Origin of the sequence: Rhizobium herbae (assembly GCF_019511375.1) — a bacterium.
GTDB classification, from domain to species: Bacteria; Pseudomonadota; Alphaproteobacteria; order Rhizobiales; family Rhizobiaceae; genus Pararhizobium; species Pararhizobium herbae_A.
Genome location: NZ_JAEUAO010000001.1, coordinates 1,252,503 through 1,267,827, shown reverse-complemented (window position 1 = coordinate 1,267,827; position 15,325 = coordinate 1,252,503). Strand labels below are relative to the sequence as shown.

General features: G+C 61.3%; 14 protein-coding genes and 1 pseudogene. 9 read left to right on the top strand and 6 right to left on the bottom strand.

Going from position 1 to position 15,325, the window contains the following annotated elements:
- Window positions 1-16: 16 nt before the first annotated feature.
- The 9 genes and pseudogenes from JNB71_RS06160 to ureG all read left to right on the top strand — a co-directional run bounded on the left by JNB71_RS06160 (window position 17) and on the right by ureG (window position 7,220).
- Window positions 17-322, top strand: a complete 306-nt coding sequence (locus tag JNB71_RS06160) for an urease subunit beta (protein ID WP_220370905.1) — start codon at window positions 17-19, stop codon at window positions 320-322.
- Entirely contained in the window at window positions 319-750 is a 432-nt protein-coding gene (locus JNB71_RS06155) for a lysozyme inhibitor LprI family protein (protein ID WP_220370904.1), read from the top strand. Before JNB71_RS06160 ends, JNB71_RS06155 begins: the two co-directional genes overlap by 4 nt.
- A gap of 11 nt (window positions 751-761) precedes the next feature.
- Window positions 762-1,373, top strand: a pseudogene (locus tag JNB71_RS06150) (Urease operon accessory protein); the annotation flags it as partial.
- Between the two features lie 302 nt (window positions 1,374-1,675).
- On the top strand, window positions 1,676-3,385 hold the full coding sequence (ureC, locus tag JNB71_RS06145) for an urease subunit alpha (RefSeq protein WP_220370903.1): 1,710 nt from the start codon (window positions 1,676-1,678) through the stop codon (window positions 3,383-3,385).
- A gap of 1,080 nt (window positions 3,386-4,465) precedes the next feature.
- The gene (locus JNB71_RS06140; protein WP_220371165.1) at window positions 4,466-5,005 is read left to right on the top strand and encodes a peroxiredoxin; all 540 of its coding nucleotides are present in this window, start codon (window positions 4,466-4,468) and stop codon (window positions 5,003-5,005) included.
- Between the two features lie 99 nt (window positions 5,006-5,104).
- Window positions 5,105-5,401, top strand: a complete 297-nt coding sequence (locus JNB71_RS06135; protein ID WP_220370902.1) for a putative quinol monooxygenase — start codon at window positions 5,105-5,107, stop codon at window positions 5,399-5,401.
- Entirely contained in the window at window positions 5,402-5,908 is a 507-nt protein-coding gene (gene ureE, locus JNB71_RS06130) for an urease accessory protein UreE (protein ID WP_220370901.1), read from the top strand.
- Entirely contained in the window at window positions 5,901-6,572 is a 672-nt protein-coding gene (locus JNB71_RS06125) for an urease accessory protein UreF (protein WP_220370900.1), read from the top strand. Before ureE ends, JNB71_RS06125 begins: the two co-directional genes overlap by 8 nt.
- Before the next feature lie 36 nt (window positions 6,573-6,608).
- Window positions 6,609-7,220: an urease accessory protein UreG gene (gene ureG, locus JNB71_RS06120; protein WP_220370899.1), complete on the top strand. Its 612-nt coding sequence runs from the start codon at window positions 6,609-6,611 to the stop codon at window positions 7,218-7,220.
- 82 nt (window positions 7,221-7,302) lie between these two features.
- On the opposite strand, the gene JNB71_RS06115 is transcribed toward ureG, so the two are convergent.
- The 6 genes from JNB71_RS06115 to JNB71_RS06090 all read right to left on the bottom strand — a co-directional run bounded on the left by JNB71_RS06115 (window position 7,303) and on the right by JNB71_RS06090 (window position 15,295).
- Window positions 7,303-10,596 (bottom strand): efflux RND transporter permease subunit, encoded by a 3,294-nt coding sequence (locus tag JNB71_RS06115; RefSeq protein ID WP_220370898.1) that lies wholly within the window; start codon window positions 10,594-10,596, stop codon window positions 7,303-7,305.
- Window positions 10,597-10,610: 14 nt separating this feature from the next.
- On the bottom strand, window positions 10,611-11,804 hold the full coding sequence (locus JNB71_RS06110) for an efflux RND transporter periplasmic adaptor subunit (protein WP_220370897.1): 1,194 nt from the start codon (window positions 11,802-11,804) through the stop codon (window positions 10,611-10,613).
- A gap of 356 nt (window positions 11,805-12,160) precedes the next feature.
- Window positions 12,161-13,153: an ABC transporter substrate-binding protein gene (locus JNB71_RS06105; protein WP_220370896.1), complete on the bottom strand. Its 993-nt coding sequence runs from the start codon at window positions 13,151-13,153 to the stop codon at window positions 12,161-12,163.
- A gap of 53 nt (window positions 13,154-13,206) precedes the next feature.
- A complete protein-coding gene (locus JNB71_RS06100; RefSeq protein ID WP_220370895.1) occupies window positions 13,207-14,076 on the bottom strand; it encodes an ABC transporter permease in 870 nt (289 codons plus the stop codon).
- Window positions 14,073-14,957 (bottom strand): ABC transporter permease, encoded by an 885-nt coding sequence (locus JNB71_RS06095; protein WP_220370894.1) that lies wholly within the window; start codon window positions 14,955-14,957, stop codon window positions 14,073-14,075. Before JNB71_RS06095 ends, JNB71_RS06100 begins: the two co-directional genes overlap by 4 nt.
- 2 nt (window positions 14,958-14,959) lie before the next feature.
- Window positions 14,960-15,295, bottom strand: a complete 336-nt coding sequence (locus tag JNB71_RS06090; protein ID WP_220370893.1) for a hypothetical protein — start codon at window positions 15,293-15,295, stop codon at window positions 14,960-14,962.
- Between the last annotated feature and the right edge of the window lie 30 nt (window positions 15,296-15,325).

The window sequence follows — 15,325 nt, the reverse complement described above, 5'->3', positions numbered from 1 at the left end:
AGGAGAGAGACAGATCATGATCCCCGGTGAAATCATTGCCTCAAGCGGCGAGATCGAGCTGAATGCCGGTCTGGAGACCGTGACGCTCGAGGTGTCGAACACGGGCGACCGGCCTATCCAGGTCGGCAGCCATTATCATTTCGCCGAAACCAATGCCGGTCTGTCCTTCGACCGGGCGCTGGCGCACGGCAAGCGCCTTGACATTCCGGCGGGAACGGCAGTGCGCTTCGAGCCCGGGCAGACGCGTAACGTCACGCTCATTCCCTTTGCCGGCAAGCGCGAAGTCTACGGGTTCCAGCAGAAGATCATGGGCAAGCTATGAGCCGGCTGCGTCCTGCAAGCGTAATCGTGGCGGGCTTTCTGACCTTTGCGCCGCTTGCGCAGGCGCAGGACGAGCCGCAGGTCGATTGCGAGAAGGCGATGACCCAGTCGGATCTGAACATTTGCGCCAACAAGGACTATGAAGCGGCCGACAAGGAACTGAACGCAGCCTACAAGACGACGATGACGGCGATGCAGGAGACCGACAAGGAACTGGGTGAGATCGACCCGAACTATGTCGGTGCCGTCGAAGCGCTGAAGAAGGCGCAGCGCGCCTGGATCGGCTATCGCGACGGTCAGTGCGAGCTTGCCGGTTTCGCGGCGCGGGGCGGATCGATGGAACCGATGCTGGTTTCCGGATGCCTTGCCGACCTGACGCTGAAGCGCACCGCGGAACTGAAGAGCCTGACCGAAGGCCTTGGAAACTGAGGGAAGCCCAAGTGACGGTGAGCCGGTCCATCATGATCGTCGGAAACGGGCCGGTACCGGAAGGTGCGGCGGCCGTCGTTGATCAGGCCGATCTGGTGATCCGCTTCAACGATTGCCGCTCCCGCGGCGCAGGCGGCGAGAAAACCGACGTCGTCGCCGTCTGCAACACCGGCCGGCCGGCGCTGGCGATGCTGGGTGGTGGCCGGTGGAAAGCCGATGCGGCCGTGCGGCAGGCACGCGAAATCTGGTGCGTTCGGGCGGCTGAAAAATTTCAGGCGCTGCGGCCGCAAATCGAGGAACGCCACCCGGAACTCGACGATCTCTGCGACGACTACACGGATGGCTTCCGGGCCTTCGCCAAGGCGACCGGCCGAGCCTTCCATACAGTCCCGGCGTCGACGCATGAAAGCGTTGATGCCGAGTTGAGATATTTCCACTCCGGCGAATACGTCGCGCCGAGCAGCGGCCTGATCGTCATCGCCGAAGTGCTGGCGCATTGGCGGCGGCCGAGCGACCGCATCATGCTTGCCGGCTTCGGCCATACCGGTTGGGAGGGCCACCCGTTTGCGGCGGAACGCAGGTATGTGGATGCGTTGGTCGCCGCGGGATATGTGGACCGCATTGATACGTTGCCGGCGAACCCGTCGCACCTTTCGTTTACGCCGGGTGGCATAGGCGCGCGAGGCCGCCGCCTTTCGGATTTGCAGGGAACCGCGAAGCCCGATTTCCCGGTCACTGGCGGGGACATCGCTCGGTGGACCAAGGAAGCGCGTACTGCCGGATGCGGGAGTGACGGGAAATGATCGGGCGGCTCGACACCAACCTTCTGACCGTCGTCAACCAGCAAAACGGCTGCCGAACGACAATGACTTTCGACAAGGCAGCATCGAAATCTCCCAATTTTTCAGAACTTCAGAGGTAGACCATGTCCTATAAAATGTCGCGCGCGGCCTATGCCAATATGTTCGGCCCCACCACTGGCGACAAGGTTCGGCTGGCCGATACGGAGCTTTTCATCGAGGTGGAGAAGGACTTCACCACCTATGGCGACGAGGTGAAGTTCGGCGGCGGCAAGGTCATCCGTGACGGCATGGGGCAGAGCCAGGTGACGCGCGCCGCGGGCGCGGTCGATACCGTCATCACCAATGCGTTGATCGTTGATCATACCGGCATCGTCAAGGCGGACATCGGCCTGAAGAATGGCCGCATCGTCGGGATCGGCAAGGCGGGCAATCCGGATACGCAGCCGGGCGTCACCATCATCGTCGGTCCCTCGACGGAGGCGATCGCAGGCGAAGGCAAGATCGTCACGGCTGGCGGCATGGACAGCCACATCCACTTCATCTGCCCGCAGCAGATCGAGGAAGCGCTGATGAGCGGCATCACCACCATGCTCGGCGGCGGCTCTGGCCCGGCGCATGGGACGCTTGCCACCACCTGCACCGGCGCCTGGCATATCGAGAGGATGATCGAGAGTTTTGACGCCTTTCCGATGAACCTTGCGCTCGCCGGCAAGGGCAACGCGTCGCTGCCGGCCGGCCTCGTCGAAATGGTGCTGTCGGGTGCAAGTTCGCTGAAGCTGCACGAGGACTGGGGCACGACGCCGGCCGCCATCGACTGCTGCCTGTCGGTCGCCGACGAATATGACGTGCAGGTGATGATCCACACCGATACGCTGAACGAGAGCGGTTTCGTCGAAGATACCATTGCCGCCATCAAGGGCCGCACCATCCATGCCTTCCACACGGAGGGTGCCGGCGGCGGCCACGCGCCCGACATCATCAAGATCTGCGGCCAGCCGAACGTCATACCGTCCTCGACCAACCCGACCAGGCCTTATACGAAGAACACGCTCGCCGAACATCTCGACATGCTGATGGTCTGCCACCACCTGTCGCCGTCAATTCCCGAGGATATCGCCTTTGCCGAAAGCCGCATTCGCAAGGAGACGATCGCTGCCGAGGATATCCTTCACGATATCGGGGCCTTCTCGATCATCTCGTCCGACAGCCAGGCCATGGGCCGCGTCGGCGAAGTGGCGATCCGCACCTGGCAGACGGCCGACAAGATGAAGCGCCAGCGCGGCCGGCTCACGCAGGAGAGCGGCGAGAACGACAATTTTCGTGTCAAGCGCTACATCGCCAAATACACGATCAACCCGGCAATCGCCCATGGCGTCAGCCATGAGGTCGGCTCGATCGAGGTCGGCAAGCGTGCCGATCTGGTCATCTGGAACCCGGCCTTCTTCGGCGTGAAGCCCGACATGGTTCTGCTTGGCGGCTCGATCGCGGCAGCCCCGATGGGTGACCCGAACGCTTCGATCCCGACGCCGCAGCCGGTGCATTATCGCCTGATGTTCGGCGCCTATGGAAAGAACCGGACGAATTCCTCGGTCACCTTCGTTTCCCAGGCCTCGCTCGATGCGGGCCTCAAGGGTCGCCTCGGCGTCGCCAAGGAACTGGTTGCCGTCCAGAACACGCGTCACGGTATCGGCAAGCATTCGATGATCCACAACAGCCTGACACCGCATATCGAGGTCGATCCGGAAACCTATGAGGTCCGCGCCGACGGCGAACTCCTGACCTGCGAACCGGCAACCGTGCTGCCGATGGCACAGCGGTATTTCCTGTTCTAACAGACTTGGAGTTTGGTCAGGGCGCGGGCGAAAATGCTGGTTTACGAGTACCGAAGCGGAGCGTACCTATAGTAGGTGAGCATCGGAGCGCAGAAAAACGCCATTTGCAGCCCGGCCTCCACAGTACACGACGGTAGCCTTCTCAACCCCCTCTGCCCTGCCGGGCATCTCCCCCTCAAGGGGGGAGATTGGCATGGGGCTGGCCTCTTGCTCCGATCTCCCCCCTTGAGGGGGAGATGTCACGAAGTGACAGAGGGGGTATTTCCGACGCTGCCTGTACGTGGGATGAGGGGCGGCCAATAGTTAACGCGATGAAATATCTTACATAATCCTCTTCATCGATGATTTCGATAAACGAGGCAACAGGTCGTGTCACGACGGCCACGACCTTTCCTCCCCGTGCATTTTATCCCCGCTGATCCCCGCCTTGAAAAGCCGTGCCATGATCATGGCGTCCTGTCGCGGATACACCGCAAGACGTTGGCGGCGAGGCAGGGCTGGCGCTCCACGGGAAGCCTCGTGGCCTTCGGGCCACGAACGTCAGGCGGACCGGAAGGAGAGCCCCCGGAAAATGGATCCCCTCCGTCCTTCTGGGGCGGGCGTGCCTGTGTGGTACACATGTCGCGACAGGACGCGTGACGTACCGGAGCTGCGATGCTTAATGCCGGCACCGGAGAGCTGCGCCACGAAGTCGTCGCGAGGCAGAGGATCTAAAGTCGGGGTCTGTAGGGAGGAAAGCTCCCGAGAGAACGCCAAACGGGGCGCTGGAAGGCGTCACATATGCTTATTCGTTAGAGACGGTTTCCAGTGCCCCGTCCGATTGAAGTGCATGTTTGAAAACCACGGCGGCAAACCGCGCGGGGAAGTTTCGGCTGTCCGATGGGAAGAGGGCAAGGTTTCCGCGACGGAATGGACTTCCTCTCATGCGTCTGGCGCATGGCAGCCATGCGACGCGGTTTTCTTGCCTGTCCCATGCTGCATCGCAGTACGGCTTGCGGTAAAAAGCGGCTTCAGCTTCCGCGCCGGGCTCCTCCCGAGATCTCGCCGCACGGGAAGTGCAATTTCAAGGAGATAGCTATGATCGTTGGCAGAAAAGTGCCGTCCGTGACCTTCCGTACGCGCGTCCGTGACGAAGCCGTCGGTGGTCCCAACCCCTATCGCTGGCAGGACGTGACCTCGGCCGATTATTTCGCCGGCAAGCGCGTCATCCTCTTCTCGCTGCCGGGCGCGTTCACGCCGACCTGCTCGACCTACCAGCTTCCCGATTTCGAAAAGCTCGCCGGCGAATTCAATGCCCAAGGCATCGATGCGATCTACTGCATCTCGGTCAACGACGCCTTCGTCATGAACGCCTGGGGCAAGTCGCAGAACCTTCAAAACGTCCAGCTGATCCCGGACGGCTCCGGCGAGTTCACCCGCAAGATGGGCATGCTGGTCGCCAAGGACAATCTCGGCTTTGGCATGCGCTCCTGGCGCTATGCGGCCATCATCAATGACGGTGCCGTCGAGCAGTGGTTCGAGGAAGAAGGCTATTCGGACAATTGCGACAGCGATCCCTATGGCGTTTCCTCGCCACAGAACATCCTGGAAGCCCTGAAGTCGGAAAAGCTTGCAGCCTGAGTTGAGCGGCCTTGCCGATCTGAAATCCGGTGCGGGGCTCTTGGGTCTGGCGCCGGATTTTTTTATGGCTACAGTGGCGGAAAACATTTCGAGGTGCACATGATCTACGTCATCGCCCATCTGAAGACGCATCCCGGCAAGGGGTTCGAGGTTGTTTCCGATGCCGGTCCCCTGATTGCGGGGACGCGCAGGGAGGCAGGCTGCATCTTCTACGATCTCTACCAGAAGCCCGGCGAACCGGACACTCTGGTGTTCATCGAGCAATGGGAAACCCGCGAGGCGCTGGAGGCGCATTTCGCCGAACCGCATATCGTCGCGTTCCAGAAGGCGACTGCGGAACTGGTGGCGGATGGCCGTATCGAGGTTGTTCACTCAGACAAGGTCGAGGTTCTCTGAATGCCCTATCGCTCGACCCAAATTCTTTCGCCTGGCCCGGCGGACAAGACGCCGCTTCACACGATCGCGCTTGCTCATGACCAGCGGCACCTGCGCCGCAAGCTGCTGCATCTCGACAATGACGACGTGGTGATGCTCGACCTGAAGGAACCGGTGATGCTCGCCGATGGCGACCTTCTGGTGCTCGATACGGGCGACTATGTCCGCATCGCCGCGATCGAGGAGCCGCTCTACGACATCCGAGCGCGTGATCCGCTGCACCTGATCGAGCTTGCCTGGCATCTCGGCAACCGCCACCTGCCGGCGGAAATCCGCCAGGACCGGATCCTGATCCTGCGTGATCCGGTGATCAAGGCGATGCTCGAGGGCCTGGGGGCGAAGGTCGCGGAGGTGACGGAACCGTTCCAGCCGATGCGCGGCGCCTATCACGGGTCCGGCGGCCACGATCACGGTCATTCCCACGGACACTCACACGGACACGGCGGTCATCATCACGCCCATGACTGAGCAGGCAGACACGCGGGCGTTGCTCAGGCTGGTGACATGGCTGTCGCCGGCTTTTCCGGTCGGCGCATTCTCCTATTCCGGTGGGCTCGAGCAGGCTGTTCACGATGGTTTGATCACCGACGCTTCCGCCTTGAGGCGATGGCTGGAAGCGCTGATCCGCCATGGCTCAAGCTGGAACGATGCCGTGCTTCTGGCCGAGAGCTATCGGGCCTGTGACGATCGCAGCAGGCTTGAAGCGGTGCGCGAACTGGCGCAAGCCCTGGCAGGCTCGCGGGAGCGCCACATGGAAACGATGCTGCAGGGCGAGGCTTTCCTCGCTGCGGCTTCGCATTGGCCGCATCCGGTGCTCGCTACGCTGGTCGGTGCAGTTGCCTATCCGGTCGCGGTTGGCGCTGTCGCCGGGGCGCATGGCACCGGATTGGAGCCGGCGCTGGCGGCCTATCTGCATGCCACGGCATCGAACCTGGTTTCCGTTGCGATCCGCTGCGGAGTAACGGGCCAGAGGCATGGCGTCGGCGTTCTTGCGCAATTGGAAGCCGCGATCGCCGAGACGGCGGCATGCGCATCCTCAAGCACGCCGGACGACCTCGGCTCTGCTACAATCGTCGCCGACATAGCGGCGCTTCGTCACGAGACCTTGTATTCGCGGCTCTTCCGCTCCTGACGGCTGCGACATCACTTGCGAGAAAGGAAGACTTCGATGAAATCTGCGAACGGCCCGCTCCGCGTCGGCATCGGCGGCCCGGTCGGCTCCGGCAAGACGGCGCTGACCGACAAGCTCTGCAAGGCGATGCGCGAGACCTATTCGGTCGCCGTCGTCACCAACGATATCTACACCAAGGAAGACGCTGAGGCCCTGGTTCGCATGCAGGCGCTGCCCTCCGACCGCATCGTCGGCGTCGAGACCGGCGGCTGCCCGCACACGGCGATCCGCGAGGATGCGACAATCAACCTGCAGGCGATCGCCGATCTCAACCGCCGCATTCCCGATCTCGACGTCGTCTTCATCGAATCCGGCGGCGACAATCTGGCGGCGACCTTTTCGCCCGATCTTGCCGACATCACCATCTATGTAATCTCCGTCTGCCAGGGCGAGGAAATCCCGCGCAAGGGCGGACCCGGGATCACCCGTTCCGATCTGCTGGTGATCAACAAGAAGGATCTGGCTCCCTATGTCGGCGCCGACCTCGAGGTAATGGAGCGGGATGCCAATCGCATGCGGGCGACCCGGCCCTTCGTGTTTTCCGACATGAAGCGCGGCGACGGCATCGACAAGATCGTCGATTTCCTGCGCGTCGAAGGCGGTCTCTGACATCAGTCGCCTTAACGAAAAGGCCGGCCGCATGCGATGCGGCCGGCCTTTCCCGTTTGTACGTCACTCCGCGTGGGTTAGATCACTCCGCGGCGAGGTGGATGACGTTGCCGCTGCGTTTCGGGGCTTCGAGCTTGTCCAGCCGCTCCTGCAGTGCCGTGATCGTCTTGCCCTGATCGGTGACGATTTCCGTCAAGGCCTCGTTTTCCAACACTTCCAACTCGTCATCCTTCTTGCCGACAATGCGGCCGAACAGCCAGCCGAGCAGTCGCGAGACGTCGTCCATGATCAGGAAGAACGACGGCACCACGACAAGCGACAGGACGGTGGAGACGATGATTCCGCCGATGACGGCGATCGCCATGGGTGCACGGAACGACCCGCCTTCGCCGACGCCGAGTGCCGACGGGATCATACCGGCCGACATGGCAATGGACGTCATAATAATCGGCTGGGCCCGTTTCCGGCCCGCCTCGATCATGGCCTGGACACGCCCCATGCCACGACGCTTCATCTCGACTGCGAAATCGACAAGCAGGATCGCGTTCTTGGTCACGATACCCATGAGCATCAGCACGCCGATCATCACGGGCATCGAGAAGGCGTTGCGCGTCAGGATCAGCGCCACCGCGACCCCGCCGATGGCGAGCGGCAGCGAAAGAAGGATCGTGAACGGCTGGATCACATCCTTGAAGAGCAGGATGAGGACCACCAGCACCATCAAAAGACCAAGCAGCATGGCATTGCCGAAGCTCTGCATCATTTCGCTCTGGATCTTCGCGTCGCCGCTTTCGGCAAGCCGAACCGTCGGCGGCAGTTTCGTCTCTTCGACGATACGCTTGAACTCGGCAGTCGAGGTATCGAGCGCGGTCCCCTGCGGGACGTCCGAGCCGATCGATGCCACGCGATTGCGGGCATTGCGCAGGATGGAACTCGGCCCTTCCGCATAGCTGATATCGGCCACGCTATCGATCGGTACGGTCGCCCCTGATGCTGTTTTCACCTTGAGAGCGCCGATCGCCTGCAGGTCGCGCCGGACGTCGAGCGAGGTTTGCACCCGGATCGGTATCAGCCGGTCATCGAGCGAGATCTTGGTGAGCGCCGAATCGACATCGCCGGTGGTGGCCACCCGGATCGTCTGCGAGATCTGCTGAGGCGTTATGCCGAGGCGGGCGATTTCATCCTTACGTGGAAAGATCTGGAGCTCGGGCCGGGGCAGGGCGCCCTCGGAGCTCACATTGGCGAGAATGGGGGAGGCGCGAAGCTTTGCTTCCAGAACGCCAACGGCTTCATTCATGTCATCTTCGTTCGACGACAGGAAGTTGAAGGTCAGTTCACGCTCGCCACGGTCGTTCAGCTTGGTGATGCGCACATCCGGAATGCCGCGCAATTTGGCGAAGATATCCTTCTCGACATCCCATTGCGGACGGGTTCGGCCATCCATTTGCATCTTGGGGATATACTGACCGATGACCGGAAGACCGCCGAGGCCCTTGTTGACGAGGTTTTTCAGCAAGGAATGATCGATCGTGCCCAGGATGATGCGCACGGTTGCGCGGCGCAATTCGAGGTCTCCCTTCGGCGATGCGCCGCCGAGAACGAACACGCTCTCGACACCGTCGACATCGCGCACGGCATCATAAATGCGCGTCGTTGTCTGATCGGTTTCGGCAAGCGTGGCATTCGGCGGCAGCTCGACGGAAAGGACGACACGTGAGGAATCGTCGGGCGGCATGAAGCTGCCGGGCACCTGCGCCATCAGGTAGAGCGAGCCGGCCAGGAAGGCAAAGGCGGCCAGCATGGTCGCATAACGCATATACCAGCGCGCCGTCGTGGCGCTCACCAGCTTCGTATAAGCCTTCATCATACGGCTGTCGTTGTCATGGTGGTCGTCAACACCATCTTCCGGCCGCATCAGGTAGGCTGCCATCAACGGGGTTATCAGACGCGCCACCATCAGCGAGAAGAACACCGAAAACGCGACCGTCAGGCCGAACTGGATGAAATATTGACCGGCGATGCCGGGCATGAAGGATACCGGCACGAAGACGGCAATGATCGTGAAGCTCGTGGCGATAACCGCAAGCCCGATTTCGTCGGCAGCGTCGAGCGACGCCCGGTACGGCGTTTTGCCCATCTTGATGTGTCGGGCGATGTTTTCGATCTCGACGATCGCGTCGTCAACCAGAATGCCGGTTGCCAGCGTCAAGGCGAGGAAACTGACGAGATTGAGCGAGAAGCCCATCAGGTCCATGATCCAGAATGTCGGGATCGCCGACAAGGGCAGGGCAACGGCGGCAATGAATGTTGCGCGCCAGTTTCTCAGGAACAGGAGCACGACGATAACGGCAAGGATCGAGCCCTCCAGCAGCGTGTGCAGGGCAGCCTCATAGTTGCCGTAGGTAAAGTAGACGGCATCATCGACCATCGCGATGTTGACCTCGGGATGGGCGGCACGAACCGCGTCGAGGCTTTTGGCCACCGTTTCGGCAACCGAGACCTCGCTTGCTCCCTTGGAGCGGAAGACGGCAAATGTAACCGACGCATCACCGTTGAAGCGCGAGAACGATCTCTGCTCTTCATAGGTATCGGTGACCGTGCCGAGGTCGGACAGTTTCACGAACCGTCCATTTGGCAGGGCAATCGTGGTATTGGCCAGCTGAGCGACATTGCGGGCGTCGCCAAGCGTGCGGATGGTCTGCTCGTTGCCGCCGATCTGTCCGCGGCCCGAGCCGAGATCGACGTTGGTGCTGCGCAGCTGGTTGTTCACATCAGGCGCGGTGATGCCGAAGGAATCCAGCTTGCTGGGGTCGAGTTCGACCTTGATTTCCCGGTCCGAGCCGCCGTAGCGATCGATACGCCCGACGCCCAGCTGGCCCTGCAACGCGCGTTTGATCGTGTCGTCAACGAACCAGGACAGTTCCTCCAGCGTCATGTCCGGCGACGTCACGGAGAAGGTCTGGATCGCCTGGCCTTCGACATCGATCTTGGTCACGACCGGTTCTTCGACATCGGCGGGAAGGTCGCTGCGGATGCGGTCGATGGCGTCCTTGGTGTCCTGGACGGCTTCCTCGGTCGGCTTTTCGATGCGGAAGACGACGCTCGTCACCGATTGGCCGTCGGTGACAGTCGACTGGATTTCGTCGACCCCGGCGATCGAGGCAACCGCATCCTCGACCTCCTTTGTCACCTGCATTTCGAGTTCCGAAGGCGACGCCCCGTTCTGGGTTACCGTGATGGCAACAACGGGAACGTCGATGTTCGGAAACTTTGTGATCGGCAATGCAAAGAACGATTGCAGTCCGAGGTACATGAGAAGCGCAAAACCGAGGATCGGTGCGATGGGGTTTCGGATCGACCAGGCGGAAAAGTTCATCGCTATGACCTCGATCAGTTCGATACGGCTGCGGTGGCAGCGAGCACCGGCTTGATGCGATCACCGTCGCGGACGAATGCGCCTGCCTTGGTGATCACCCGGTCTCCCTGCTTCAGGCCAGTGCGGACCTCGATAAATCCGTCGTCTTCGATCCCCGTCTCGATCGGGGTCACCCGGGCTACATCGTTCTCGACCTTTCGGGCAACCATGCCGTCCTTTGTCTTCGTTACCGCCGACAGCGGAAGGACCAGGGCCTGTTTCTCGGTGACAATGATCTGTGCCCGCGCATACATGCCGACGCGTGCCTTTTCAGGTTCGAGCAGGCTGATATAGACGTTGCCGAGGCGGGTCTGCGTATCGATGACCGGCGATATCAGGCGGATCTTGCCCTCGATTTCTGTTTTCCCGTCGGCCAGCATCACCTTGGCCCTCTGGCCGATCGCAAGTTTCGGCAGGTCGGTTTCAATGATGTCGGCCTTCATCTCAACGGCGCCGTCGCGAATGATGGTGAACAGCGGTTCTCCGCTTCCGTTGGCGATGGCCCCGACCTTGGCGGTCCGTGCCGAGACGACGCCGGTGACCGGCGTCTTCACGTCGGTGCGGACAAGCCGCAAATCGATATCGGAAATCTGGGCCTCGACAACCTTGATCTCGGCCTTGGCGACGGAGACCAGTTGTTCGGCTGAACGAACCCGTGCCAGTGCTGCCGTCGCAGCGGCCAGTTCCTGATCCCTTTGGGCCGCCGACATCGATCCGGCTTCGGCAAGCTTCTTCGACCGCTCGCTGACGCGCACGGCTTCTTCCGCATTGGCCTGCGCTTCGGCAAGTTGTGCCTCGTATTGCGCCAGTGCTGCATTCGCCTTGGCGAGGCTGGCAGCATACTGGCTTTTCTGCAACAACAGCATGTCCGGGTTGAGCGTGGCAAGCGTGCTCTCGGCTTCCACACGGTCACCGACATCGGCATTCAGGGCGCGGATGGAAAGCCCATCGACAAGCGGGGAAACATAAGTCTCTTCAACGGCCTTCACCGCACCGGTTGCCACAACCCGATCGACGATCGCCCTGGATTCAACCTCGCTGACGATGATCGAGGGCAGGTTCTGCTCTGCCTTGGGTGCTGCGGCTTGCTGCGCAAATGCCGCACTCGACAGGAAAGCCAGCAGAACGGTTATCGAAATACCAAACGCATGGGTCTTTTTGCGGGCCATCGGCTTACTTTCATCGAATTGCGGATAAATCAAAGTTGGTGACGCCACAGCCCTTCAAGGAAGGGTTTGCCATCGTCACCTGCTGGAAGGGAAGAAAATGTCGCCCCAATCATACCGAGCTCAAATTTCCCCCGCATCCTCCTCAAATGCCTCGGGCTCTATTTAGTTAGGCCCTTTCAGCGATGCAAGGCGATACAAATGAAGAATGGCACCTCATTAATTTATTTGTATGGTGCCATCAACACAATTTCTGATTTATTTAGTTTTGTTGCCCAGAAGCCGCTCGCGAGTGATGCAAATGAGAAACGCGCGAGACTGGCCCGCGCGTTTCCGGTCTGCAAAGTACGGCAAATGGCCTACTTCAAGGCAGCGTCGGTGATCTCGTGCGTGAAGGCGCCTTCCGGTTCCTTGGTGATGACCGGATCGGAACCACCCTTCATCAGCGAAGCGACGGTGCGCTTGTAGTCGGCCTCGTCCAGCGCGCCGTTCGAGCCGGCCGTCAGCTTGGCGATTTCGCCCATCATGCGCTTCTGGTGCGCTTCCGTCTGGGCACCCGTCGCATCGTTCTCCAGCACGATGTCGGCCGCTTCATCCTGATTGGCCTCGGCATACTTCCAGCCCTTCATCGAGGCACGGACGAACTTCACCATCTTCTCCTTGAAGGCCGGGTCCTTGAGCTTGTCTTCCAGCACGTAAAGGCCGTCTTCCAGGGTGGCGACGCCCTGGTCCTCATACTTGAAGGTAACCAGGTCCTCGGGCTTGATGCCGGCATCGATGACCTGCCAGTACTCGTTATAGGTCATGGTGGAGATACAGGCCGCCTGCTTCTGGATCAGCGGGTCGACGTTGAAGCCCTGCTTCAGGACCGTGACGCCATCCGGGCCGCCATCGGTCTTCAGGCCAAGCTGGCTCATCCAGGAGAGGAACGGATATTCGTTGCCGAAGAACCAGACGCCGAGCGTCTTGCCCTTGAAATCGGCCGGCGTGGCGACGCCGGATTCCTTTAGGCAGGTCAGCATCATGCCGGAGGACTTGAAGGGCTGGGCGATGTTGACCAGCGGTACACCCTTTTCGCGGGTCGCAAGCGCCGACGGCATCCAGTCGACGACGACATCTGCGCCGCCGCCGGCGATGACCTGCGGAGGTGCGATGTCCGGGCCGCCCGGCTTGATCTCGACGTCGAGGCCTTCCTCCTCATAGAACCCCTTGTCCTTGGCAACGTAGTAGCCGGCGAACTGCGCCTGGGTGACCCATTTCAACTGCAGCACCACCTTGTCGGCGGCGATTGCCTGGAATGCGGACAGCGAAAAAGCGCTTGCCAGCAGCAGAGATGCAAGTCTTGTCTTCATGTCAGTTCCCTCATTTTGTTGTGCCGGCCCAACCACGGACAGGCGGTTTTTTGCTACGCCTGCCCACCGCGGACAGACGGGTGCCAGAACGTGACGGCGCGCTCGACGAGCGCAACCAACCCGTAAAACGCGGAGCCAGCCACCGCCGCGACGGCGATTTCGGCCCAAACCATGTCGACATTCATGCGCCCGACTTCCGTGGAGATCCGGAACCCCATGCCGACGATCGGGGTGCCGAAGAATTCGGCAACGATGGCGCCGATCAGCGCCAGCGTGGAATTGATCTTGAGCGCATTGAAGATGAAAGGCCATGCCGCCGGTAGCCTGAGCTTGAGCAGGGTCTGGAACCAGCTTGCGGCATAGGTGCGCATCAGGTCCCGTTCCATGGAACTCGTGGCGGCCAGTCCCGAAACCGTGTTCACCAGCATGGGGAAGAAGGTCATGATGACGACCACCGCGACCTTCGACTGCCAGTCGAAACCGAACCACATCACCATGATCGGTGCAACGCCGATGACCGGCAGCGCCGAGACGAAATTGCCGAGCGGCAGCAGGCCCTTTTGCAGGAAGGGGGAGCGGTCGATGGCAATGGCGACGAGAAAGCCAAGGCCACAGCCGAGCGCGTAGCCGGTGATCACGGCCTTGAGAAAGGTCTGCTGGAAATCGGCCCAGAGCGTCGGCAGCGAGTTGATCAGCCGCGTCCAGATCATCGATGGCGGCGGCAGGAGAACGGAGGGTACGTTCAGCCCGCGCACGAGGCCTTCCCAGAGCACGAGAATGGTGATGCCGAAGAGAAGCGGCACGGCGAGCCTTGCCGCACGGACCGCCGACCGGTTTTTAAACTTCCTGCGAACGAGCCATTCATTGATGGCCCACGCAATCAGCCAGAAGGCGATGGAACCGACGATGAGACCGGAATTCATGGCTTGACCCCCATGCGCCGGAGGACTGCCGTGTGGGCAAAGCCGACGATGATCACGAGCGTTGCGGCCAGAGCGGCTGCCATGAACAGCGCCGACCAGATCTGCACGGTCTGGCCGTAGTAGGAGCCGGCAAGCAGGCGGGCACCGAGGCCGGAGATGGCACCGGTTGGCAGTTCGCCGACGATTGCGCCAACCAGCGAAATGGCGATCGCGACCTTCAGCGAGGTGAAGAGATACGGCATGGACGCCGGCCAGCGCAGCTTCCAGAACGTCTGGGACGGGCTGGCATAGTAGGTGTGCATCAGGTCGAGCTGGATCTGCTCGGGGCTGCGCAGTCCCTTCACCATGCCGACGACGATCGGGAAGAAGCTGAGGTAGGTGGAAATCAGCGCCTTCGGCAAAAGGCCGGCAATACCGACCGCATTCAGCACGACGATGATCATCGGCGCAATCGCAAGGATGGGAATGGTCTGGCTGGCAATCACCCAGGGCATCAGCGAGCGGTCCATCGCCCGGTTGTGGACGATGCCGACTGCGAGAAGAATGCCGAGCACGGTGCCGATGCCGAAGCCGAGCAATGTCGCCGACAGCGTGATCCAGGCATGATAGACGAGGCTGCGCTTCGACGTGATCGGCTTGTTGACGGTCGTATCCCAGATCTCGGCGACCACCTGATGCGGCGCCGGCAGCACCGGCCGCTCCTGAAACATTGTCTTCGGCAGGATCTCCGAGAAGCTGATCGGCGTTCCTGCGCGCGCTGCCGTATCGCGCTCGAAGGGCGCGTTGAGGAAGACGGTGGCGATGTACCAGATGACCAGGAGACCCAGCAGGATGGTTCCCACCGGCATGATCCTGTCTCTGAAAAAGCTCTGCTTTTCCATGCTCACGCCTTTCCGCTCAGCGGCAGGAGCATCAGCGCCATGGAGACGACCCCGAGGGCGACGCCCGCCATCTGCGCCGTCGTCAGCCGTTCGCCGAACATGGCAAAGGCGATGAGATTGACCAGGAGAAGCTGGGCAATCGCGGATGCCGAAATCGCAAGCCCCAGCCCGCCTTCACGCATCAGCCGCACCATCATCAGATTGCCGACGCAGTAGAGCCCAAGCGAGACGATCAGGACGAGGATGTTGTTGCTGGCGACATAGTAGCGCGAGGCCGTTGCGGCACTGAGGAATATGGCCATGGAGGCGGCCAGCCACAGGATGAAGGACGGGTTCATGATAAACACCTCGTCGTGCCGCGGCACCAC

What these genes read in the sequence shown, in the direction of transcription:
- JNB71_RS06160 (WP_220370905.1), top strand. Translation starts at nt 17, where the DNA reads ATGATCCCCGGTGAAATCATTGCCTCAAGCGGCGAGATCGAGCTGAAT.
- JNB71_RS06155 (WP_220370904.1), top strand. Translation starts at nt 319, where the DNA reads ATGAGCCGGCTGCGTCCTGCAAGCGTAATCGTGGCGGGCTTTCTGACC.
- ureC (WP_220370903.1), top strand. Translation starts at nt 1,676, where the DNA reads ATGTCCTATAAAATGTCGCGCGCGGCCTATGCCAATATGTTCGGCCCC.
- JNB71_RS06135 (WP_220370902.1), top strand. Translation starts at nt 5,105, where the DNA reads ATGATCTACGTCATCGCCCATCTGAAGACGCATCCCGGCAAGGGGTTC.
- ureE (WP_220370901.1), top strand. Translation starts at nt 5,402, where the DNA reads ATGCCCTATCGCTCGACCCAAATTCTTTCGCCTGGCCCGGCGGACAAG.
- JNB71_RS06125 (WP_220370900.1), top strand. Translation starts at nt 5,901, where the DNA reads ATGACTGAGCAGGCAGACACGCGGGCGTTGCTCAGGCTGGTGACATGG.
- ureG (WP_220370899.1), top strand. Translation starts at nt 6,609, where the DNA reads ATGAAATCTGCGAACGGCCCGCTCCGCGTCGGCATCGGCGGCCCGGTC.
- JNB71_RS06115 (WP_220370898.1), bottom strand. Translation starts at nt 10,596, where the DNA reads ATGAACTTTTCCGCCTGGTCGATCCGAAACCCCATCGCACCGATCCTC.
- JNB71_RS06110 (WP_220370897.1), bottom strand. Translation starts at nt 11,804, where the DNA reads ATGGCCCGCAAAAAGACCCATGCGTTTGGTATTTCGATAACCGTTCTG.
- JNB71_RS06105 (WP_220370896.1), bottom strand. Translation starts at nt 13,153, where the DNA reads ATGAAGACAAGACTTGCATCTCTGCTGCTGGCAAGCGCTTTTTCGCTG.
- JNB71_RS06100 (WP_220370895.1), bottom strand. Translation starts at nt 14,076, where the DNA reads ATGAATTCCGGTCTCATCGTCGGTTCCATCGCCTTCTGGCTGATTGCG.
- JNB71_RS06095 (WP_220370894.1), bottom strand. Translation starts at nt 14,957, where the DNA reads ATGGAAAAGCAGAGCTTTTTCAGAGACAGGATCATGCCGGTGGGAACC.
- JNB71_RS06090 (WP_220370893.1), bottom strand. Translation starts at nt 15,295, where the DNA reads ATGAACCCGTCCTTCATCCTGTGGCTGGCCGCCTCCATGGCCATATTC.